This window comes from Gilliamella sp. B3127 (assembly GCF_026536935.1).
Classification (GTDB): domain Bacteria; phylum Pseudomonadota; class Gammaproteobacteria; order Enterobacterales; family Orbaceae; genus Gilliamella; species Gilliamella apicola_E.
In genome coordinates this window covers 595805-616502 of the sequence record NZ_JAFNNI010000001.1, presented here as the reverse complement: position 1 = coordinate 616502, position 20698 = coordinate 595805, and the positions used below count along the sequence as shown (strand labels likewise).

Annotated in this window: 27 protein-coding genes; 2 read left to right on the top strand and 25 right to left on the bottom strand. The window is 35.7% G+C overall.

The genetic code is table 11. The features are described 5' to 3' along the window. Positions 1–32: 32 nt before the first annotated feature. The 10 genes from J3U00_RS02785 to J3U00_RS11620 form a co-directional block, all read right to left on the bottom strand. Complete coding sequence (locus J3U00_RS02785; protein WP_267331449.1) at positions 33–1220, bottom strand: phage major capsid protein; 1188 nt, start codon at positions 1218–1220, stop codon at positions 33–35. Further along, positions 1217–2080, bottom strand: a complete 864-nt coding sequence (locus tag J3U00_RS02780; protein ID WP_416380186.1) for a head maturation protease, ClpP-related — start codon at positions 2078–2080, stop codon at positions 1217–1219. Before J3U00_RS02780 ends, J3U00_RS02785 begins: the two co-directional genes overlap by 4 nt. A 9-nt stretch (positions 2081–2089) precedes the next feature. Next, positions 2090–3337 carry a phage portal protein gene (locus J3U00_RS02775; RefSeq protein ID WP_267331447.1) on the bottom strand — a complete coding sequence of 416 codons (1248 nt, stop codon included), beginning with the start codon at positions 3335–3337 and terminating at the stop codon, positions 2090–2092. 153 nt (positions 3338–3490) lie between these two features. After that, the gene (locus J3U00_RS02770; protein ID WP_267331446.1) at positions 3491–5233 is read right to left on the bottom strand and encodes a terminase large subunit; all 1743 of its coding nucleotides are present in this window, start codon (positions 5231–5233) and stop codon (positions 3491–3493) included. 3 nt (positions 5234–5236) lie between these two features. Further along, complete coding sequence (locus J3U00_RS02765) at positions 5237–5650, bottom strand: P27 family phage terminase small subunit (RefSeq protein WP_267331445.1); 414 nt, start codon at positions 5648–5650, stop codon at positions 5237–5239. Positions 5651–5740: 90 nt separating this feature from the next. Further along, positions 5741–6073 (bottom strand): HNH endonuclease, encoded by a 333-nt coding sequence (locus J3U00_RS02760; RefSeq protein WP_416380188.1) that lies wholly within the window; start codon positions 6071–6073, stop codon positions 5741–5743. Positions 6074–6223: 150 nt separating this feature from the next. Beyond that, the gene (locus tag J3U00_RS02755; protein WP_267331443.1) at positions 6224–6592 is read right to left on the bottom strand and encodes a hypothetical protein; all 369 of its coding nucleotides are present in this window, start codon (positions 6590–6592) and stop codon (positions 6224–6226) included. Between the two features lie 135 nt (positions 6593–6727). Further along, complete coding sequence (locus tag J3U00_RS02750; RefSeq protein ID WP_267331442.1) at positions 6728–7087, bottom strand: hypothetical protein; 360 nt, start codon at positions 7085–7087, stop codon at positions 6728–6730. 67 nt (positions 7088–7154) lie between these two features. Then, on the bottom strand, positions 7155–7691 hold the full coding sequence (locus J3U00_RS11625) for a lysozyme (RefSeq protein WP_416380185.1): 537 nt from the start codon (positions 7689–7691) through the stop codon (positions 7155–7157). Beyond that, a complete protein-coding gene (locus J3U00_RS11620; RefSeq protein ID WP_416380184.1) occupies positions 7651–7875 on the bottom strand; it encodes a phage holin family protein in 225 nt (74 codons plus the stop codon). Before J3U00_RS11620 ends, J3U00_RS11625 begins: the two co-directional genes overlap by 41 nt. Positions 7876–8057: 182 nt before the next feature. Here J3U00_RS11620 and J3U00_RS02745 point away from each other — a divergent pair, with 182 nt between their 5' ends. Next, positions 8058–8231 carry a type II toxin-antitoxin system HicA family toxin gene (locus J3U00_RS02745; RefSeq protein ID WP_267331441.1) on the top strand — a complete coding sequence of 58 codons (174 nt, stop codon included), beginning with the start codon at positions 8058–8060 and terminating at the stop codon, positions 8229–8231. Between the two features lie 42 nt (positions 8232–8273). Next, complete coding sequence (locus tag J3U00_RS02740; RefSeq protein ID WP_267331440.1) at positions 8274–8687, top strand: type II toxin-antitoxin system HicB family antitoxin; 414 nt, start codon at positions 8274–8276, stop codon at positions 8685–8687. A gap of 51 nt (positions 8688–8738) precedes the next feature. Here J3U00_RS02740 and J3U00_RS02735 read toward each other — a convergent pair whose 3' ends face one another. From J3U00_RS02735 to J3U00_RS02665, 15 genes are all read right to left on the bottom strand, one after another. Further along, a complete protein-coding gene (locus tag J3U00_RS02735) occupies positions 8739–9815 on the bottom strand; it encodes a DNA-methyltransferase (RefSeq protein WP_267331439.1) in 1077 nt (358 codons plus the stop codon). A gap of 482 nt (positions 9816–10297) precedes the next feature. Beyond that, positions 10298–10651, bottom strand: coding sequence for an antiterminator Q family protein (locus J3U00_RS02730; protein WP_267331438.1), 354 nt, complete (start codon positions 10649–10651; stop codon positions 10298–10300). A gap of 127 nt (positions 10652–10778) precedes the next feature. Further along, a complete protein-coding gene (locus J3U00_RS02725) occupies positions 10779–11798 on the bottom strand; it encodes a DUF968 domain-containing protein (protein WP_267331437.1) in 1020 nt (339 codons plus the stop codon). A gap of 8 nt (positions 11799–11806) precedes the next feature. Next, positions 11807–12535 carry a phage regulatory protein/antirepressor Ant gene (locus tag J3U00_RS02720; protein WP_267331436.1) on the bottom strand — a complete coding sequence of 243 codons (729 nt, stop codon included), beginning with the start codon at positions 12533–12535 and terminating at the stop codon, positions 11807–11809. 146 nt (positions 12536–12681) lie between these two features. Continuing rightward, the gene (locus J3U00_RS02715; protein WP_267331435.1) at positions 12682–13845 is read right to left on the bottom strand and encodes a PIN domain-containing protein; all 1164 of its coding nucleotides are present in this window, start codon (positions 13843–13845) and stop codon (positions 12682–12684) included. Between the two features lie 5 nt (positions 13846–13850). Then, on the bottom strand, positions 13851–14204 hold the full coding sequence (locus J3U00_RS02710) for a RusA family crossover junction endodeoxyribonuclease (protein ID WP_267331434.1): 354 nt from the start codon (positions 14202–14204) through the stop codon (positions 13851–13853). Further along, the gene (locus J3U00_RS02705; protein WP_267331433.1) at positions 14201–14455 is read right to left on the bottom strand and encodes a hypothetical protein; all 255 of its coding nucleotides are present in this window, start codon (positions 14453–14455) and stop codon (positions 14201–14203) included. The genes J3U00_RS02710 and J3U00_RS02705 overlap by 4 nt, the downstream gene beginning before the upstream one ends. 85 nt (positions 14456–14540) lie before the next feature. Continuing rightward, a complete protein-coding gene (locus tag J3U00_RS02700; RefSeq protein ID WP_267331432.1) occupies positions 14541–15032 on the bottom strand; it encodes a hypothetical protein in 492 nt (163 codons plus the stop codon). A 3-nt stretch (positions 15033–15035) separates the two neighbouring features. Continuing rightward, a complete protein-coding gene (locus tag J3U00_RS02695; RefSeq protein WP_267331431.1) occupies positions 15036–15200 on the bottom strand; it encodes a hypothetical protein in 165 nt (54 codons plus the stop codon). A 2-nt stretch (positions 15201–15202) separates the two neighbouring features. Beyond that, positions 15203–16831: a DNA cytosine methyltransferase gene (locus J3U00_RS02690; RefSeq protein WP_416380187.1), complete on the bottom strand. Its 1629-nt coding sequence runs from the start codon at positions 16829–16831 to the stop codon at positions 15203–15205. Continuing rightward, on the bottom strand, positions 16831–17577 hold the full coding sequence (locus J3U00_RS02685) for a DNA-methyltransferase (RefSeq protein WP_267331429.1): 747 nt from the start codon (positions 17575–17577) through the stop codon (positions 16831–16833). The genes J3U00_RS02690 and J3U00_RS02685 overlap by 1 nt, the downstream gene beginning before the upstream one ends. Then, positions 17574–18320 carry a phage N-6-adenine-methyltransferase gene (locus J3U00_RS02680; RefSeq protein WP_267331428.1) on the bottom strand — a complete coding sequence of 249 codons (747 nt, stop codon included), beginning with the start codon at positions 18318–18320 and terminating at the stop codon, positions 17574–17576. Before J3U00_RS02680 ends, J3U00_RS02685 begins: the two co-directional genes overlap by 4 nt. Then, entirely contained in the window at positions 18313–19014 is a 702-nt protein-coding gene (locus J3U00_RS02675) for a replication protein P (RefSeq protein WP_267331427.1), read from the bottom strand. The genes J3U00_RS02680 and J3U00_RS02675 overlap by 8 nt, the downstream gene beginning before the upstream one ends. Then, a complete protein-coding gene (locus J3U00_RS02670; protein WP_267331426.1) occupies positions 19011–19970 on the bottom strand; it encodes a hypothetical protein in 960 nt (319 codons plus the stop codon). Before J3U00_RS02670 ends, J3U00_RS02675 begins: the two co-directional genes overlap by 4 nt. 214 nt (positions 19971–20184) lie before the next feature. Continuing rightward, positions 20185–20673, bottom strand: coding sequence for a YmfL family putative regulatory protein (locus J3U00_RS02665; RefSeq protein WP_267375957.1), 489 nt, complete (start codon positions 20671–20673; stop codon positions 20185–20187). Between the last annotated feature and the right edge of the window lie 25 nt (positions 20674–20698).

Here is a 20698-nt window from a genome sequence, read left to right as displayed (position 1 = left end):
ATATAAGGCGAATTGCTTCGCCTTCCTCATGATTAGCTGTTAACTTGTGACACTAGACCTGTTACAAACGCTTCTGGCCGATACACTGCTAGTGCTAATCGTTCCTCCGCGCGAATGGTAACCATGTTGTTTTCAAAATCTTTATCATTTTCAGTTGAAATCAATATTTCCATATCCATGCGGTCATAGATTTGTGCCGCTAGATTAAACGCACCAACTAAAAAGTTATTTGCAGTCATTGCCTGTGTTGCAACCACAGGTAGATTCCATAATCGTGCATCAATGCCTGCAATAGGGTTGCCAATAATATAGCGACCTTCACCGTCTTTAGTTAATTCAATTCCAGCCCAATCAATTGGATTTAAAACAATACCACTTGCTGGAAATTCAGCTAATACAGATTGCAGTAATGCTAGTCGAATACGATCAATTGGAGTTGCATTAACCAAAGTAATTGATGGATTAAAAGAAGATGCTTGAGGGATAATACCTAACACATTTGCTCCTGAACCATTACCGAATAATAACTGATTCTCCTCAGCTAATTGCAGTCCATAACGTGCTCTTCCGTCTATGTAACTCTGCAAACCTTTCGCATCATCCAAAATTTGCCTGGAAGCTTTAAATAAATGAGCAATAGTACGAACGGGAGCGTTTGCCAATTCAAATTTTATGTCCGAGTAAGGCTTAGGTTCGCCTTCAGGAACTGGGGCGGCATTGTTAGTAAAACCAGTTTCACGAACATATTCAATTGAATTGGAATCGGTTGTGCCTTTGATTAGTAAATCCCTAATTGTCATTCGTCTCTCTGGTGGTGCAATAACACCTTCAAGGCGATCTGGTGCAACAATGTTAGCAGTATTTGTAGTAATAGCAGAACGCGGGGCCGTTACACGAAGAGACCCACGATAAGATGCGCTAACGTTCGCTTGCATGAATGCATCGCTATTTACAACTATTTCGCCCAACGAGCGATAATCGTCTTTGCTTTCGCTTTTTGGCCGCTCCAGCTTCTGTGTTAGATCGGTTAATTTGGCATTAAGTTCATTATATTTTAATAATGCATCATCCGCTTTTTGCTTTGATTCTTCAGTTAATTTCTGATGTGCTTGGATTTGTTTTTCGGCACTTTCAGCATATCTTTTTAAGTCATCACCCACATTTTTGATATCGTTTTGTACTTGTTTATATTCCGCTTCAATTTTTAATAAATCTGTCATTTTAATATACCTTTTAATGAATTTGATAATTTTGCCGTAGAGCCAACCTCTACATTGATTTGAACTTCTGAAGCAGCGCTTGGCTTGCTTTCACTAACAGCGCCTGACATGCTAGTTTTCAGTTCTTGAATGAGTTTTCGACGCTCTGATCTTGGCAGCTGAGCTTTAGCAAGCAGCACGTCTAGTTTTTTAATCGATGAATTAGGAGTGTCGTCTTTTTGAGTGGTAATTACATCAGCAGGAAGAAGAGAATCTGCAAACCCCTGATCAATCGCATCATTACCAACAATATAGGTTTCCTTGTCCATCATTGATAAAATAGTGTCTTTATCAATACCTGTTCTTGATGAATAAATATCGGACATTGCTAAGTCAAATGGTTCAATTGTTTCTGCCACATCTCGGAAATCATGCCGATTTCCTACTGCATACAACCAGCAGTTGTGTATCATCAAAAATCCAGATCTTGCGATCTGCACTTCATCACCTGCCATTGCAATAATCGATGCTGCCGATGCTGCTATTCCAAGTACTTTTACCGTAACTTTTCCTCCGTGATTACGAAGAAGGTTGTAAATAGCCAACCCCTCAAACATATCACCGCCTGGAGAGTTGATATTGACAACCACATCGTTATCAGTTCCAATTTTTCTTAATGCAGCAGCAATGCGTTTAGCTGTAACGCCTTCATCGGTCCAGTAGTCATAGCCAATAGGATCAAAAATAGTGATGGTATTATCTTCTTCTGTTTCAGCCCTAATTCCTGATTCCCACTTGCTCAAAGCACTTGAACTCAAATCAAATGCAATAGGAATCCTTTGTAGCGTTTGTGGCGCTACAGGTAAGTTTTCTTTTTTCATTTAAATGCCTTATTTTTCTGATTTACCTAGCGCATCAATCGGCGCCATTGCTGTTTGAATTGTTAATACATCTGCATTACCACCCCGTTTTGGTAGGTTTTCTTTTACACGAACTTCATCGCGCGTATATATACCGTTATTTACCATCGCTGAATAAAAGCTAGATCTTGCTGAGCTATCGCCTTTTAATAAACCATCTAAGCTAAATTCGGCATAATATTTACAGCGTTCCTCTGGTGACAATAACCTTTTATTGATAGATTGCTGAATTCTGGTTATCCACGGGTTTAGATTGAATGTAACAAAAGCTATCATCTGCTGTTCTAATCCAGTTCCCCAGCTTGTGCTTTTTTCTGTATATCCAATCATCCAAGGTGGAACCCTAAACCATCTACAAATCTCTTCGATGCTGAATTTTCTGGATTCGAGCAGTTGCGCATCTTCTGGGCTAATACCAATTTGTTTTGCATTCAATCCATATTCAAGTATAGGAGATTTGCCAGCATTCATTGCTCCAGATATAGCTTGAACGCTTTCTCTGAATTCTTCTCTTTGCTCTTTTTTAATTACTCGATCTGTCTCAAAAGCTATCGTTGGCATTAATCCATTTTTAAACGTGCTATTTGCTGCTATATCCGCTGACATTGCTGAACCGATGACATTTGCCCCATATTGAATAGGTGATATACCCGTTGTACCATCTAATGTAAATGCTCTCGTATGAAACATATTGTTTTCTGATATTATTCTGGTTTCATGCTGATTGGAATATTGATACTCAAGACTACCGTCCTTTTGTATTTTTGTTGTAATGCTTTGTGGAAGCAAAAAATTAATTGACGAAACTTTATTTGCTGACCTTTTTATTTCAGCATATGCATTGCCTCTTAGTAACATTGCCGCTAATTCAATTTGCCAAAATTCAAATGGGGTATTGTTATAATTCGGGCTGTTATGCAATATGTCCTGTAATGAATGGTCGCTTGCAATTTTACGCCCTCCATCTGGCAACCTTTCATATAGATTAAGTGGTAACGTTGCTACAGTATCAGATATTAAGCCAACACAAGACCAAACCGCAGAAAGCTTTAAAGATTTTTTTACAGATACATTTTGCCCGCTTGCTGATTGCCAACCAAAAAAATTTGCCCAGAATTCACTATCAGAGGGTCTGATGGTTTTTCCGCCAGTATCCAATATTTCATTTCTTGGTGATCTTATAGAGTCGGCAATTACTTGGAAAAAGCTTTTAGCCATTTTTCAACCCCGTCATAATGAAAATTGCGATAGAGAAAAAACAAAGAGAAGAGATTAAAATTGTATGTTCAAACCCGAACATGAGATATGCATATATGATAAGAAAAGCCATTCCTAACAGGCTAAAAATTATAAATAAAATTAATGCTATTTTCATATTATTAATACGTCCTCAAATGCAGCTTGCATGTCTTCATCTTCGTCGCTTTCTATGTTATTTGCCACGATTAATCCAATGCTCATTATTAATGTGACCATCCAGTCGATTTTGTCAGCTGAACGTTTTTTATCTGGCGCCATGTTTAGGTTTTCATCTTTTCGGGCCACAATGTTTGATGCACACCAACGTAGTACAGGGTTATCGTCATGATGTAATTTTCCTGACATATAATAGCGTTCAGTTGCTTGCATTGCTGGATGATATGATTTTGTGCCTTGAATGAATTGGATCATTGGTAATTCTTTTGCTACTAATCTATTAACCAAATCTGTAGCATTCCATGGATCGTATGCAACTGAAACAATATTGAATTGTTCAAAAAGTTCCACTATGTCCTTTTCAACTATTCCATAATCAATTACATTTCCCTCTGTCTGTTTAATATACCCTTTTTCAACCCATCCAGCATAAGGGACGGTGCCTCGTTCAGTGCGATAGGCTATTGCCTCAGTTGGGCACCATCCCCAACCATAGGTGTAAATTTCCCCCTCAATCTCCCAAGTAAGACGAAATGATGTCAAGTCGCTTGTTGATGAAAGGTCTAATGCGCCGTAACATGGATAACTTTTTAGTTTTTCTAAATCAACCTTGCCTTTGCATTTATCCCATTTACCTAAATCAATCCACCCATTTTCGGCGGATGCGGGTTTATTTAACCGCTTGATCCTAAACTCTGCCATTTTCGACGGCATTTGCTTGGCTTCAACCGCTTCTTTTTTGATGGATATTACAAGATAAGGGTTAACATCCATTAGCGGATTAGCTTTAATCCATGCTGATTCGTCGAACTCATCATCATCGTCATCTAAACAATAAAAAACTGCCAAGAAGTGATCTGCTTCATTTTTAAAAACGCCTTTTAATAAGTCTTTAGCAAATTTTCTAATTTCTTGCCATGGCCCAGCGTTTACATATCCCTCGGTCGTGGTATATGTAAATAATGGGTTGGCTCTGGCCCCCATTGCTGACTGCAATACATTTAGGAGATCGGCGGTTTTGTGTGCATGTATTTCGTCAATAAAAACTTGCGAAGGATTTAAACCATCTTGTGTTGAAGCCTTGGCATGTATTGGCTTGAATGTTGCTCCAGTTTCAAATCTACTTATTGCTTTAGCCCAACACTCTAGCCCGAAAGCATCTTTTAAATCCGCTGTTTTTTCAACCATTCTTTTTGCTGTATTGAAGATTATTGAAGCCTGTGGGAATGTTGTAGCTGCACTAATTACCTGCGCCCCTTCTTCTGGTTCACAGCACAAGCAATAAATTGCTATTGCAGCGGATAATGTACTCTTTGCATTCTTACGGGCAACAGCAAACAATGCAGCAGAATAACGGCGAGGATAGAATTTGTTATCTTCACCCCAGTTATCAATAAAAAGAGGATCTTTTTTTCTAAATCCAAATAGTTGAACCACAAAGAAAATATGAGACGGATGCATAATAATTGTTGGACAATTCCACTTTCCTTCAACATGTGGCAATTTTTCGATAAAATCACAAACATCACTAGCGTGCCATTCATCAAAAAAAAACGGACAACTTTTTTTGTCCGCTCTCTTTAAATCATCTAAAAATCTTTTTGCTGCTTGCCGAATCAGTTTGCAAAATTTCTTATGTTTTTTATCTGCAATAGCATCATTAGCGTAATCTATTGCTATCTGAACATAATCACGCATAATCTAGCTCGCTTTTCGTTTCCCATTGCTAATAAATTTATTACTAGTATTTTTATCGCCCTGAGCAGTTACCTTGCTACGGCTTGCAGGCGTCATGCCAAATTCTGAAAACAATGCTTTTAATGCTTGGTGTTCTGATGCCGTAATCTCCATATCAGCTTTTGCTTTTTTTCTAAACATTTGCCACGCAACACATAGTTGTTCCAGTGGGTATAAATCGACCACTTGTAAAACTTTTGTATTCACTAACTGTGGACCTAAATTATTCCACATTTGAATACCATCAACATTTAAATGAAATGGCGCTTCTGGGAAATCATCAATTAAGTCAAACTTAGGTACGTCTTGAATTTCTCGGTCTGGGCGGTCGGTGCCTGCAATCACCTTTAAATTGGGATCAGTCCGTTTTCTGCCCATAATTGATTCTCCTAAAAAATTGGATTATTAATTTTGACGGTGTGAAAATTTGATTAGGCGGTCGGTGTCCAGCTAAAAAGCTTTAGACTTTTAACCCACCCCCTCCTTCTTTTTAATCCTCGAACGGCTTTCTTGTGCTGTTTTCTTTTTGTGGCATTCACTATTAATAGCACGTAGGTTATCTTCATCATCTGTACCACCTTGCGATAATGGAATGATATGATCAACTTCATTAGCAACCCTTACTAATCTCAAGCGCATACAATCGTCACATTTACATATGTAACAATCTCTTTCAAGTATTGATTTACGCAATTTTCTCCATGATCTACCTCCTCTTCCATTTCCCCATGCTTTTTTGATAGCGTTGGTTGGAGTATTTAATTTACGTGTTGGATTAAATGTTTTGGGTAACACTGGCATAATCATGAATACCTTTCATGTAAAGAACAATACCGCTTGCCTTTTTGAACCATGTTTTTGCATCCTTTTTTATTACAGATTAGAGTGAACTGTCTGTCAGTTATTTTATTTGCTTTAATCATATATGTTTGATTAAATATTTAGTAATAGTTATTTAATTTCTAAATCAGGAATAAGCGTTGATGGCTTGAATATGACTCGATAGTGATAAACGCTAACTTCTTGCCCATCTATCTGCTCAATGAAGTACGTTACATTATCAGACAATCCCAGCAAATGCTTCTTATAACTATTTTCTCCTACTTTACAAACAATGCCGAGAGTATGCTCCGTGCTGGTATTGTCCTTTGAACATAATCCCTCAATAACTAGCATATAATCGTTAGTAATACCGTTATAAAAAACTATCCGACGATTTAACTCAAAGTTATCGGCGGCTTTGCTTAAGTTTTCGGATGCTACATCCGCATCATTACAAGCGGTTAATAAAAATGTTAACACTAATAATACATATTTCATTTTGTTTCTCCGTTGGTAATTTGTTTTATTGCCCTTTTATCTGCATTACACTTCTCAATGACATTTAATAAATGCTCGTTATATCGGAGGCTATTACCAAAAGTTATGGGATTAGGTGGTAAATTTGGTAAACAGTCACTTAATAGATTGGCTGGTATCGGTCGATTCACGTATACCTTTCGCTCGGTTGTACAAGCTTGTAGAAACAGGCATAGGCACAAACTGCTTAGCACAATCATTGTCTTTGAGTTGCTCATTAATTTGCTCCTGCCGTTCTATAGATTGATTTTCTAATTCACGTTTAGATAATTCATTATCTGCGATGATTTGGTTGTTTCTAGATATGGTTTGCTCTAGCTGATTAATTTGATTAGTTAGCTCAGCATTAGCGGTTTTTAATCGTTTTTTCTCCTGGTAATTGTTGTAACCAAAATAAATAGAAAAAACAAAACCTACTATGATTAACGCTACACTCAATATCTTTTCCTTTGTCATAACTAATCGCTCAACAATAATGATACAAATAAGAACCAACCCCAACCATTTACACCATGAACAGCCATTATTGCAGCGATGATGAAGCATACGACAGACATAGCAGCCTCTCTTTTTCGCGTCTGATAACCAGCCCATTTAATACCTTACCACCTGCCTTATTCCATTTCGGGAACTCATTGCACGCAGATTTATAGTCACCGGTATTCAAATATTTATACATTGTTGACGTGCGCATTTTTGTACATCCCACGTTAAACGTAATTGACGTTACTGCGTCAAAAACACTACGAGGCAGATGAAATCCGTTAGCGTGACGGTAAACACATCGTTCAGCTGTTTTTATATCGTCAACCCAACGTTGTGCTATTTCGTCGTCAGAATAATATCTGTTTTCTATGTTGCCCGTGGTTGACCCTATGCCAACTGTTAACACATTTGCAGGACATAAATATGGCTCTCTGATACACGATTCAGCATTGCCGATTATTTCTAGTCCGGCTCTGCTCGTTTTAATTTCGTCTGAGTAGTTCGCTACCACTATGCCGATTATTACCGAAACACTACAAATCGCACTCGTCGTTAGTTTTTTTATGTTTTTCATAAAAATCTTGCCTTAATTTCTCTTTGTGATTTGCGTCTCGGCGTTTATACCACCAGTTAATTAGAAAGGTTGCTATAGACAAAATGATGCCCACTATAACCGCAATATCATTCAGGCTGATAGCCCCAAATAATGTACATATAGCACCCCAAAAGTAGGAGACAGGTGAAGAGTATTTATCCATTTTTTAGTTCTTAATTTGAATTAGTTTAATGAGTGGTAGCGTACCAGCTAATGATTAAACGCTCGCATGAGAGTGTCTAGCATTGCTACCGATAAAAAATTAACATTTTTGTTTATTTTTACATTGACAAAATAAACATTTTTGTTTATCATTAACTCATCTTAAAACAACACGGAGGAATAATGAAACAAAGTGAGTTTTTAAGATGGTTAGTTGCTCAAGGTGTTGAAGTAAAGCAAGGCGGTAATCACATAAAGCTCTACTACAACGGAAAGCAATCAACAATGCCAAGACATCCAAGCAAGGAATTAAAAATTGGTACAATGAAAGCAATCAAAAAGCAATTAAATCTTTAACTAAAGCCCTCCTTTGAGGGCTTACTTTGATATGAGGTAATTATGTTTTATCCTGCGAAATTAACTAAAGAAGACAATGGTTATACTGTGACATTTAGAGATATTCCTGAAGCAATCACGTGTGGTGATGATTTAAAAGACGCTTTAAGTATGGCTCAAGATGCATTAATAACAAGTATGGATTTTTACTTTGAAGATCATCGCAAAGTACCTTTACCAAGTAAAGCAAAACGTGGCGAACATTTAATTGAATTACCAGCGAGTATTTTTGCTAAAGTGCTTTTGTTGAACGAAATGGTAGATCAGAATATTTCTAATGTAGAATTAGCGAAACGTATTAACGTGAAACCTCAAGAGGTTCAGCGAATCGTTAATCTAAACCATACAACAAAAATTGATACAATTAGTAATGCATTATCTGCGTTAGGCAAACATCTTGAATTAAGTGTTGCCTAAATTTTCATTATTCCTCTAACAAAAAGCCTCCTAACGAGGCTTTCTCTTAGATTAATATTCAGAAACCTCTTTAACAGTTTTTAAGAATGTCTCCTCTTCAAACTCAACACCCAAACCACGACGATTCAGTTTTTTGACTGCTTTTAATGTTGAACCGGAACCCATGAAAAAATCAGCCACCAGCTCACCTTCGCGTGAACTAGCCCGAATCATATCTTCAATCATGCTTGATGGTTTTTCACATGGATGCTTACCAGGATAATAAGAAACTGGTTTATATGTCCAAACGTCAGTATAGGGAACATCTTTTGTTACATGAAACGGCCGACGTAGGTGTTCAAATTCTTTTTTTAAATCATCATATTGTTTAATTAAAACTATATAATTTTCACGTAAATGTTTATAGTCATCAGTTAAATCATTATGACTAATATTCAACTGGTTATTTTCATGCTTTTCTTTAGCTATCCGGTTAAACAAATCTTGCAATGCCTGATATTGTTTTTCGTTTGGTAATTGCCATTGGCTGTAACTAAACCAATGTGAACACATTTGTGTGCCAGTAGCTTTATTAATATCAGCAGCTGAAACACCTAATTTTTCACGCGCATTTTTGAAATATTCAATCAGTGGAGAAAATACAGATTGTCTTAAATCCGCACATTTAAATGCATATCCATTTTGAGCTTTAAAAGAACCCTCTGCGCCATAATGTTCGGCAAAAATAATCCGTTCATTTGATGTACAATACGTTCGCAATGACTCTTTATGCTGTCGTAACCATGTGCCATTCGGTTTAGACCAAACTATGTGATTCAATACATTAAATCGTTGTTTGATTAATATTTCAGTTTCAGCAGCTAGTTTTGGTCCGCAAAAAACATATAACGAACCGGTTGGTTTTAAAACTCTCCAGAATTCAGCAAAGATATCATCTAACCAACCCAGATAATCGTCTGCTGTTTTCCATTGATTATCCCATCGATTCGATTTGACTTTGAAATACGGGGGATCTGTTAAAATTAAATCTATATGATTGTCTGGTAAAGATTTTAATACATTTCGACAATCATCATGTATCAAAGTTAGGTTATCTATTTGAATTTGATCGCTTTTTTTGTTGGTCATTTTCACAGTAATCCTGTAGAATATGCTCCGCCGATCGGCTGGGGCTTGGTTGATACTCATGACCACGGGAATGGGTATTAATGTCTGATGCATGTGTCCGCATGTATCAGTCCCCCATCTCACATAAAAAAGAGGTGGCGAGTTGCAGTGATATAAACAACGTGAGCTAACAATGTGGAGTACGATGTTTATATCTTCTCGCCATAATTTTATGGCAATAAAAAACCCCGACTGAGTAAGTCAGGGTTGGTTTAATTTAAATGCGAAAACCGCAATATAGGCATATTATATGTTGCGACATCGAGACAGTCAACTACATAAAATGTATTTTTATATGCATTGGGATAAACCGCCCCATTCTTTATATAGTCTTTCCTTTTTTGACTATATATCTAGCAAATGTATACCCACAAGTATTACCACAACATTGAGGGCAGATAGACTATTGCTAAATAGGAAATAAATGGTATGAAATTTTCAGCTTATAAAATTACATCATCTATTACATCATGAATTTTAGCGAACACATAAATTTCAGCAAGCTTTAATTTGTCACAAACAAAATCATTACTTTTATGTATATTTTTAGCTAATTGGCGACACGACTGTTGATTGATATAAACTGATTTAAGGATAGAATGAGAAATAGCGTCTATTTTTGATAAGCGCAAAACAGCGTTATCAACAATTTCAGCTTCATCTTCACTTAGCAATGGACGAGTATCAAAGCCATTACTATTAATCATTGATGATTTGTAGGGATACTCTAAACCCGTTTTTATACTACGTCTAACATTAGCCCACGCGACTAGGACTAGTTTTATATCTCGTTTCATATACTCTCCGTAAAATTATCTTATAGAGAGAACTTTCACAAAAACAGTCTGCACTCTGTTGATTGCAAAAACTCCACATACGAGCATTTTAACATCAAGACATCCAGATGTATAGACATCCATAAATTCAAACTATAACATTTATACCAAAAACGCGATCCAAAAATTGGAATAGTAATAGTAACTGTGAACCGTATTTCTGTTCCCAGTTTTCTACATTCTGATGTAATTCATTATGATGTTTCCTGCAAAGCGGTATCGTAAATATATCATGCGCTTTCCCGCCCATTTTACCCTGCCCGTATCCAATTATATGATGCGGATCATCCGATTGTTTTCCACAACAAACGCATGGCTGAGTTTTAACCCATTGAGTATATTTTTCTGATTCCCACCGTTTCATTTTTGGACGTAACATAAATGATGCTGGCGATTCTGGGTCAACTGTTATTTTTTTGATTGTTTTTTCTAAATTCTGCAGTTGTTGATATACACTGTTAATTTGATTTTTTAGTCGAGGACCAGAACGATCATCACTCGCAATTAAATCAGACTCCTTATAAACGTGCTTTATTTCTTCAATTTGCCGATTACATAATAATCTGGCCATATTTTCTGGTATGTATTCATATACATTATTAATGACAGCCCACCACGCCAACTCTTGTATTGATAATTGATGATCATTCTCCAGCTTTAATTCTGAAATAATACAATCAATGAGAAATGATTTTAAATTTCTATTAGCGATAGTTTTTATTTTTTCGTCAATAACTAAATCTTTATTATGATGCCAGCATATGTGTATTGCTGAATTTCCTATTTTTTCATTAACAAACTCATGATAACAATATTCTTCATCTTCAAGCTGACAATTAAATCGACTATTTAACCATACGTCAAAACTATATAATTTCTTCAATTTACTAACTACAGTGTCATGTAAAATGAATGGATCTATATATTCATTATTTAATAATTGTTGGTCATTTTGAAGAATGCCGGATTTGATACCTGCGTGTTCGTCCTGTGCTGGAGAAATTATTATACGATTACCGTCACTCAGTTTCTTTAATAACTCAGTACCAGGTTTTAAAATAATAATTCCAAGCTCGGGTTGATAATAAGGAGTAAGGATTGCTTTCATTAATTAGCCTAATTAACCATTAGTTCAGATGCATAACGACTAGCAATCCATGAAATACCCTCCGCTGTTACTCGAGTTTGTGAGTATGCATGTCCATTTTCAGCGGAACCAGTTTTAACAGTAAAATAAGATTTTATGCTTGGGCGAGAATACGGCAATAAATTACCAGATAGCCGATACAAAAACCTATCTCTGATCAATGCTTCTATCAAAGCCCTTTCTGACATTTTGAGAATTTTTGCAGTTTCTCGCAAAGATTTAGAATTGCGACTTATTACATAATTATCAACAAACGCAACTTTAGGGGCGTCCTCTTGTATCTTACTTTCCAACTTTAAATTTTTTTCACATTCATCAGCATATGCACGTAACGCCTCTGGTAATGTTTTAGGCAATTTAAATAAGTTATCTTCTAATTGATGCATGCGATCAATTACTTTCATTCTTAAAGGAATGCTGTAACCTGTTAATAAACATTCAACATACTTTTTAATTAATAAAATATTGCTAATATAACCTCTGGCATCATGTTGATATGTAACTGATTGATTTATTTCATGGCTCAAATTTGGTCCATCTTTTTTTAAAGATTCAATCATGTTATTAATATCTCTAATAACATTTTTATGCTCTTTCCCAGTTAATTCTGCAATTTCACGGCTAGACATGGTTAACTGATTGCCGTTCGGCATTGTTGATGTGGCATTATCTGTCACCACAGAAGATTGGCTATACATTTTTAATACTCCACTATTGTTAAGCACTTGTTCAACGTCAGTCTGCACTCTGACAGATTTAATATATATAATTAATTTGCTAATTACAACTATTTGAATTTTATTCAACCAATATTTTCATATATCCCTTTTTTATAAAAAGAAACTTAATAATCTTCATATATGTCTAAATAAACGCTTCCATAATCAATATCTAAGGTATTAAAAGGTAGTTCTACCCGATTTATCTTTAAATCAAACATAGTAAGATCGTTCAAACGAAGTGAATTGGAAAATGAAATTTCCAATGTGATATCCGTAGTGAATAATTCTTCATATTCATAAGGTTGACGGCCGACTTCATAATAATTTGAATAATCGCTGTATTTATAAAAAGCTAGCATTGTGGTTATATAAATATTTAGCGTTATTGGAAGTGTAAAACTCATCTTACCTTGTTCTATGCTTATTACATTGATTTTTAAATCTTTAGATAAAATAATATTTTCAAGATCAATTTGATAATTTTCATCCACTAAATCTACTTCTGCACAAGAACAACTAGCTATAACCGAAATATTTAACTTTTCGACTTCACAAGATAATAAGTTAAAAAGGGTGTCATATTGTTGATTGGGTTGAAGAAAAAAGATTTTCTTTATACAGTTAATAATATTTTGCTTTATTTCAAATGGATAAATAGCATCATAAACAACCGACAAGTTATCAACACAATCTAAGTAATCAGATTTTTCAGCAAATTTTTGCCACCCTAAATCTTCAGAGATTATTAAAATCTTTTGTTTATTTCTCTTGGCATAATTTTCAAGGGAATGAAGTATTATTGCATCTGGAAATTCATTTTTTTTGCTATTTCTTATTTCAAATGGATATTTGTTATTAAAATAATCATCTATCAAACGTTTTATATCAAAATCAGCATAACAATCTATTATTTTACATTTTGTTTCTTGTAAGAATTTTGTTAATTTGACATCGATAATATTCTCATGATGACCAATTGATAGCGTATTTTTCACTATATCTAATTGTTCATTAGTTATATGTGATTTTTTCTTTTTTAGTTCATTTAAAGTACTAATTACATTTTCATCAATTTTTTGTAGTTCTTCTGTTAAGTGAGATTCCATTTCTCTGTATACTATCTCATGAATTAAAATATCACAGATCATCCCTAATTCAGGTAAGCGTTTTATTAAAGAACTTTGAAAGTTATATCCAGTTTTTCTAAAAACATTAGTATCAATACTAATTGCACAATAATCATCTAAATTAAGGTCGTTATAATTTATAATTTTGGTGTCTGACATAATAACTATTTTTTATTTATATAGATAATTACTTTACCATTAATTACTGACTCAAACCACTCAGATTCAATTCGTTTTATTTGACTATCATCAATCCAAACACCAGCTGTAGTCAGCGAATCAAACAAAGCTTTAAAATAATTATCCATATCACGCCTAATATTGTTAGGCGGATAAAACTCAACGTTGACAGCAACATTATCTGTAATTGGTTTTGGAACCCGTTTTAATTGTTCATAAACTGCATAAACAACATCAGTCTTATATTTGCGACCTTTTGCACTTAATAACGTTCTTCCATTTAAATTACGCCAATATGTATTCATTGAGGGTGGAAATGGCAAAATCAAAGTAATCATTTTACAATCCTAAACAAACTTCTATTTATTAACGCTAAATGCGCCCGTTTTGCAGATTCAACATTGGTAACAATATTTAATTCGCCATCTGCGTGGTTGTTATTACAAATCGGGCACAGATCAATCGTGTCAATGATTTTTTTCACTGGGGCATATTCTGAATGATAATGACTAAATCCTATTTTTGTTGCGCAATTTCTACACATTACTGCGTCACAGCCAATAACTGTATTTTCGCTAACAACATTCATAAAGCCTATTACTCCATCGCAAAATATGGTGCTATCATTTGTTAAATTTAACCCACAAAAAGTACATACTTTTTTTCGTCTGCTACTATTCATTTGCGTTATATTTTGTATAAATATCATCAAAATGTCCGCGAATAACCATACGCCTGAGTGCACCATATAAAAAATCACACTCGGCCTGTTTATTGCTATTAAATGGTTTATCAGTAATCAGCGTCACATTTGTAGGAAACCCGTGTATTTTTCTAACTCTGTTGCCACAGGCATACAGTAACCCCCACCCTATGGGCAGGTCATCAATTTTGATTAAATCTGGTGGACACAGGTAAAAACGCCAGTCCCCCATTCCAAGATTGGGATTGATCCTAAACGTTTTCTTTTTATCAGCCAAAAAATCAGATCGACTGGTTTTGCATTCAATTAGTAGAGATACATTATTTCTAAATCCAATAGCATCAGGCTTTTCTCCAGTTCCTATACACGCTTGATAACGGTCATGGAATACCACTCCAAAACCATTACGCTTTAGAAATTTATCAGCTATTAAACAAAGTTCATTATGATTCAATTCACTCATCTCTCATCCTTTTTTAGCTATCGCTTTCATAATCCATCCCTGAAATGCAGACTCAACATTTTTTCGCAAATATCTACCTTTACGATCCTTTCGTAAATGATTATCAGGAAACCCATTTTTGCGCATGACGGATTCAAACTCTATACGTTCACGTGATATATTCAACATTGTTATGCAACCTCTCTAACAACACATAATTCTGGTAAATTTGCTCTCACTAGAGCCTCGGCAAATGGTGGTGGTACCGCATTACCACATCTGGCAACCTGCGCTGATTTTGGGTATTTTGTGCCTTTATAGTCGTGATCAATTAGATACCAATCAGGAAAGCCTTGTGCTTTATACAGTTCATGCGGTTGTAACATTCGCATTCCGATATCAACAATTTGATAATCAACACCATGGATAGTTACCAATCCAAAACGGTCTTTTGATGTAACTGTGTGAAGAGGTTCATCGAGACTTGGACACTCTTTTTCATTTCCGTAGTATTTAAGTAAAAAGGCATTTACTTGCGCTAAATGAGCACCACTTGTCGTGATTGTTGGTATTGGCTTATCAAGCATACGTCCATCTTTACAAAATCCGCGTAACTCCATTAAATGGGATGTAACTAATGCATTATGATCGGTTGCTGTTACTGTATGCATCGGTTCGTTAAGTTCATACCCTGCACCATTATAATTGCCACCAAAATGCTTTGCTAAAAAACTAGATACCAATGCATAACGAGGATTAGTATCAACAGTCTTGATTGGCGATTCGAGATCTTGACCTCGTACTTCGCTATTATTCCGTTCAGTGTGATATTGGATAATTGTTGGGCTAACTAATAAATGCTCCGCTTTAGTTGTAATAGTCGTTAATGGTTTATCAATATCGTAAGATAAGCGATCACCACCAAAACCAGTTTGACCAATTCTTACAATAAAAGGATTTGGATTATCAAAGACAAATCGTTTAATTCCTCTAGCTATGCGTTTCATTGTATTTTCAGCCAACGGCTTTTTGCGGTTAAAAATACTTGGGCATTCAATGGACCAATCTATACATTCAGCAGCTGTACGATACGGTAACAATTTACCATTTATTACATCAGCAGATTTAGGATCACCGTGGGTTGCTTCAGGCCAAACTATGGACCGCTCATCACAACGCATTACCATAAAAAACCGTTTACGAATTGTAGGTGCTCCGTAGTCACATGCTTTTAATTCTTTAAACTCAACTTGATAACCGAGTCCGTTGATTAGCCTTTCCACTTCTGGGCCATTACGATCTAAATTTATAATATCGCAAACTTCATCTAACGCTTGATGATTACTATCAATACCAGTACTCAGCATATCAACAAATGCACGGAATGTTTCTCCTGCTCGAGTAGAGTCAGGAAACTCATCTCCGTTCTCATTGATTTTTGTTGGTCCCCAAGTTTTAAACTCTTCTACATTTTCAAGCATGATAACTCGTGGTCGTTTGAGCAATGCCCAGCGAATAACAATCCAAGCAAGTCCTCTAATCTCTTTTTTAACTGGCGTAGAGCCACGAGCTTTTGAGAAATGAGTACAATCAGGACTAAACCATGCAAGTCCGACTGGATAACCGGCTGTCGCAACAATTGGATCGACATCAAAAACAGATTCGCAATAATGTAACGTGTCGGGGTGATTAGTTTCATGCATTGCAATAGCATTCTGATCATGATTAATGGCTATATCAACACCTCTACCAATTGCAAGTTCAATACCAGTAGATGCGCCACCACCACCAGCAAAATTATCAACAATTAACTCTCTCATCATTCAAGCTCCATTTGTAAAAATAATTCATGTTGCTCAATTCTATTTTTTGCAACGTTGAAATAATTATCGTCTTTCTCTATGCCAATAAATTTACGATCGGTATTCAAACAAGCCACACCTGTGGAACCGCTACCCATTGTGAAATCTAGGACGATTTCACCTTTATTTGAATAGGTTTTTATTAGATATTCACAAATAGAAACAGGCTTTTGAGTGGGGTGCAAGTTAGATAATTGTTTATCACTAGAAAACCTAATAATATCGCGAGGGTACCTGCTAGTAGAATCATAATCTTGTACAGACACTTCTTTCCCGTAACACTCTGATTGAATCACATTATGCTTTCTTGCGGTTTTACGCTGGTGTCCATGTGTTATTTGAGGGTTATAAGTCGGTTTTTTGCGATAAAAAACAACAATGTTTTCATGAGCGCGCAGTGGTTGAATTTTTGCATTAAAAAAACCAGTAGCTGCAGGTTTTTCCCATATCCATTCCGTTCGATAGTTTGTCAGATTACTATTTACTAATACACTAGTAAATGGTTGTGCAGAGAATAGACAAACAGCCGTATTTACCTTTGTTACTCTATTTATACAGTTCCAAACTGTAGGTAAATCAAGAACGCTATCCCATTTACATTGCGTGGTACCATACGGCATATCACATAAAATCATATCAATGCTGTTATCTGGAATGTCTTTCATCAGACTTAAGCAATCACCATGAAGCAATTCATAAGTCATAGTTTAGCCTCCATGCGATCAACTAAAATTTTAGCGGCATTGTTCAGTTGCTCTGGGGGTAGTCTGTCCATAATCATTTTGTTAATACTTTGTCTGACCTTTGTTTGTGCCTCAAGTTTTAAATATTTGGCATTTTCAATTGAATCAAAAATTCTATTCACTTCTTTTGGCCAGACTGTATTAATATTTGGGTCTGGTATGTTTCCCTTTATTTTTTCGTATGTTTTGAATATTTCATCACGATCAACAAATGAAACTCGACAATCACCAAAACCGCGCGGATTGAATACTGCGAACAATGAACCTCGATTGTTGCCGTTAATTTTTTGTTTATTATCAGATCGAACAAATGAAATTCGTCCATTAACAATAAAATAGATTTCACTTGCTAATCTGCGTAATTCATTAAACCATTCAACCGAGGTGTCCACTGGTAAAAGCATCACGGTACCAACTCCATGATCCGCCGCTTCTCTCGCAGTTTTAATCCATGGCAAAATGCGAGAATATGGAGGATTACAGAACGCATAACCACTTTTTAAATGCGACCACCCGTTAAGCACTGAATCATATGATTCTGTTAAATAATTCAGGTGCAGGTAATTGTGATCACTAGCTGCTACATCACAAACGAAATTAAAGCGCGCATTTAGATATTCATATAATTCAATCGGTGTTTGCCACAGATCTCTAATATCTGAATCTGTTTTACTTTTTGAATGTTTATAATCTACCTTACCCATTTTCACGACTCCGTTTTGCTCTGATTCTCTCCCACATATCTTTCACTGCTTGTGTTTCTTGATATTGTGTTGTAATGACAGATTTTTCTTTATGTTCTATTTGAATTCTAATTTTTGGTACAACTTCACCATTGCTTAATTTTTTAGCCCATTTATTAATTAACAATGCAGCTCGTTGTTCCACCTCGGCTAATGATTGGTTATATTGTTTCATGTGCCGTCTTAAATCTGTGACAATCCAATACATAACTGGATGTGACCATGGAAATTCCTCCGCTGTTTGACATGAAAAACCAATCTCAGCACCATACTTGTTGAACTCTCTCATAACGTGAGCAACTGTTGGCAACCCCATATCTGATGCCTCACCCTCTTTACACCATGAAACAAATTGACCTGGCGACGGGACAAATGGAGTGCTTTGTTGACGTGCTTTCTTCATACCAATTTCAAACTGACGTAATGTGTTTATTCCATTTTCAGCAAATGACAATAACCATTGTTTTTTGAATGTATCTAGATCTGATTGTGTTTTAATAAGAGCCGTTATTGCAGGGAATACCGCTTTTAACTCAATGAATATTTGATTGAATTGTTTTTCAATTTCATTAATAACATAAATTTTACGATCAACTGGCTGAGCTTTAACGGCTAACCCATTACCATTGTCATAAATCTCGGTCAACGATTTCATACAGTTCCTCCAGCCCACCCAGTACTGTGCCAATCAATTTCTGATGATGTTTGTTTATTGTTTGTTGTAGAATGGAATCTATCCCAATGTTTACGCAACTTAGCAGGACTTAGAATATTTTTATGCCAAAAATCATCTTGATACGCTATTTTGAAACGACGACAGATTTCATGATGTGGGTTACTAAATTTGTCGCATAGCACTTGTGTTCTGAGTAATCGAATATCATTAGCCCACTCAAACCAATTCGGTACCTGTGCGGTTGGATTTACATTCAGGATTTTCTTATAGATATAATCAGCGGCTTTTAAATCATCTTCCGTCCCCCACTTTTTGCCGTTAGGAGTGTAGATAAAAGCATCGTTATATTTAGATAAAAATTTATTTAATTTTCCTTCGTCTTGTGAATTTGAAAAATTCCGAGACATATTAATTAGGATCTGTATGTTAGTAATAGGATCTGTTATAGATTCGGGAATTTTACCGAATCCATGGTTTCGGGAATTTTCCCGTTTCGATTCGGGAATTTTCCCGAATGGGTGCGGTGACGGTTCCCTCTCTGATTCGGTAATTTTACCGATTCGGGATTGCTCGGCTTCTTCACCATTTGGAAACAACAGTTTGACTAATAGATCTTCATTAAAACGATAATGTGTTGTTGGTGTGCCATATGCCTTTTTTTTGCAAGTTTCCAAACTGATACCAAGCAATGACTTCAATTTTTTTATTGAATATCTTACTTGATCAACTGTTAAACCAAGTTCATCACCAAGTTCTTCATTTTTCTTCCAAAACCAACCATCATCTCGCATACCCATACCTGATAAAAAAACAAGCTGAGCTAGTACAGCGGCAAGATTATAGTCCCCTTTACAAAATGATATGTATGGTCGCGGTATGCTAATGTTATTCCGCTGTCCACTCATTTGAGTAACTACGTCAAAAAGTCTACTCATGAATAAGACCTTCTAAACAGATCCCACAAATTTTCGGCATATTGGTGGGTGACAGCTTGCCACTGATTGTTTATCATGGCTTCATATTGAATGCCGAACGGCAAAAATCTACAACGCAATTGCGTTATAGTACATTTTAGTGTTAAACTATTCATGCGACTAATACTCCACACGTGTTGTTGCAACTAGACCGATAGTGCTTCTGCAAAATTCGCTATCGGTCACCCTTTCCAAAAATCATCTCAGTTATAACGATAATTTCACTCAATCTACATTGAATTGCATACGATGTTGCCTTTAATGACTTTTTCTCTTTTTTATCCAAAATTCCGTCGGCAGTAAATTCATTATGTTGCCGGCAAAATTGACCAAGATCTGCAATCAAATTATTAAATTTATTTAGTAGCTCATCGTTATCAAATTCATTAAATTCAGGCAACTTAACAAAAACACCGCCTCTATATTTTGCAATAGCCTCTGTAATCACATCAGAATTAGCTTCTGCTTCCATTTCTAATATCATTCCTAACGTGACTTGTTGATCATTCCTATCTTTTCTCACTCTATTTCGTAACGAGTTTTCAGTGCCTGATTCTGGATCCAAACGTTTGGACATTTCACTATAACCTCCAGGATATGAACGTATCAACTTATGGACTGCGTCAATAATTTCATCAGGAATTGGAAAGTTTCTGTTATCCACATGACCTCCTATAATATTGTGGTTT

Bases quoted from the DNA above. Each gene is read 5' to 3' on its own strand.
- J3U00_RS02715 (WP_267331435.1), bottom strand. From the start codon at position 13,845: ATGTCAGACACCAAAATTATAAATTATAACGACCTTAATTTAGATGAT.
- J3U00_RS02690 (WP_416380187.1), bottom strand. From the start codon at position 16,831: ATGAGAGAGTTAATTGTTGATAATTTTGCTGGTGGTGGTGGCGCATCT.
- J3U00_RS02740 (WP_267331440.1), top strand. From the start codon at position 8,274: ATGTTTTATCCTGCGAAATTAACTAAAGAAGACAATGGTTATACTGTG.
- J3U00_RS02710 (WP_267331434.1), bottom strand. From the start codon at position 14,204: ATGATTACTTTGATTTTGCCATTTCCACCCTCAATGAATACATATTGG.
- J3U00_RS02780 (WP_416380186.1), bottom strand. From the start codon at position 2,080: ATGAAAAAAGAAAACTTACCTGTAGCGCCACAAACGCTACAAAGGATT.
- J3U00_RS02705 (WP_267331433.1), bottom strand. From the start codon at position 14,455: ATGAATGTTGTTAGCGAAAATACAGTTATTGGCTGTGACGCAGTAATG.
- J3U00_RS02735 (WP_267331439.1), bottom strand. From the start codon at position 9,815: ATGACCAACAAAAAAAGCGATCAAATTCAAATAGATAACCTAACTTTG.
- J3U00_RS02730 (WP_267331438.1), bottom strand. From the start codon at position 10,651: ATGAAACGAGATATAAAACTAGTCCTAGTCGCGTGGGCTAATGTTAGA.
- J3U00_RS02700 (WP_267331432.1), bottom strand. From the start codon at position 15,032: ATGAGTGAATTGAATCATAATGAACTTTGTTTAATAGCTGATAAATTT.
- J3U00_RS02680 (WP_267331428.1), bottom strand. From the start codon at position 18,320: ATGGGTAAGGTAGATTATAAACATTCAAAAAGTAAAACAGATTCAGAT.
- J3U00_RS02695 (WP_267331431.1), bottom strand. From the start codon at position 15,200: ATGTTGAATATATCACGTGAACGTATAGAGTTTGAATCCGTCATGCGC.
- J3U00_RS02720 (WP_267331436.1), bottom strand. From the start codon at position 12,535: ATGTATAGCCAATCTTCTGTGGTGACAGATAATGCCACATCAACAATG.
- J3U00_RS02750 (WP_267331442.1), bottom strand. From the start codon at position 7,087: ATGACAAAGGAAAAGATATTGAGTGTAGCGTTAATCATAGTAGGTTTT.
- J3U00_RS02755 (WP_267331443.1), bottom strand. From the start codon at position 6,592: ATGAAATATGTATTATTAGTGTTAACATTTTTATTAACCGCTTGTAAT.
- J3U00_RS02725 (WP_267331437.1), bottom strand. From the start codon at position 11,798: ATGAAAGCAATCCTTACTCCTTATTATCAACCCGAGCTTGGAATTATT.
- J3U00_RS02745 (WP_267331441.1), top strand. From the start codon at position 8,058: ATGAAACAAAGTGAGTTTTTAAGATGGTTAGTTGCTCAAGGTGTTGAA.
- J3U00_RS02775 (WP_267331447.1), bottom strand. From the start codon at position 3,337: ATGGCTAAAAGCTTTTTCCAAGTAATTGCCGACTCTATAAGATCACCA.
- J3U00_RS11620 (WP_416380184.1), bottom strand. From the start codon at position 7,875: ATGGATAAATACTCTTCACCTGTCTCCTACTTTTGGGGTGCTATATGT.
- J3U00_RS02670 (WP_267331426.1), bottom strand. From the start codon at position 19,970: ATGAGTAGACTTTTTGACGTAGTTACTCAAATGAGTGGACAGCGGAAT.
- J3U00_RS02675 (WP_267331427.1), bottom strand. From the start codon at position 19,014: ATGAAATCGTTGACCGAGATTTATGACAATGGTAATGGGTTAGCCGTT.
- J3U00_RS02785 (WP_267331449.1), bottom strand. From the start codon at position 1,220: ATGACAGATTTATTAAAAATTGAAGCGGAATATAAACAAGTACAAAAC.
- J3U00_RS02760 (WP_416380188.1), bottom strand. From the start codon at position 6,073: ATGCCAGTGTTACCCAAAACATTTAATCCAACACGTAAATTAAATACT.
- J3U00_RS02685 (WP_267331429.1), bottom strand. From the start codon at position 17,577: ATGACTTATGAATTGCTTCATGGTGATTGCTTAAGTCTGATGAAAGAC.
- J3U00_RS02770 (WP_267331446.1), bottom strand. From the start codon at position 5,233: ATGCGTGATTATGTTCAGATAGCAATAGATTACGCTAATGATGCTATT.
- J3U00_RS11625 (WP_416380185.1), bottom strand. From the start codon at position 7,691: ATGAAAAACATAAAAAAACTAACGACGAGTGCGATTTGTAGTGTTTCG.
- J3U00_RS02765 (WP_267331445.1), bottom strand. From the start codon at position 5,650: ATGGGCAGAAAACGGACTGATCCCAATTTAAAGGTGATTGCAGGCACC.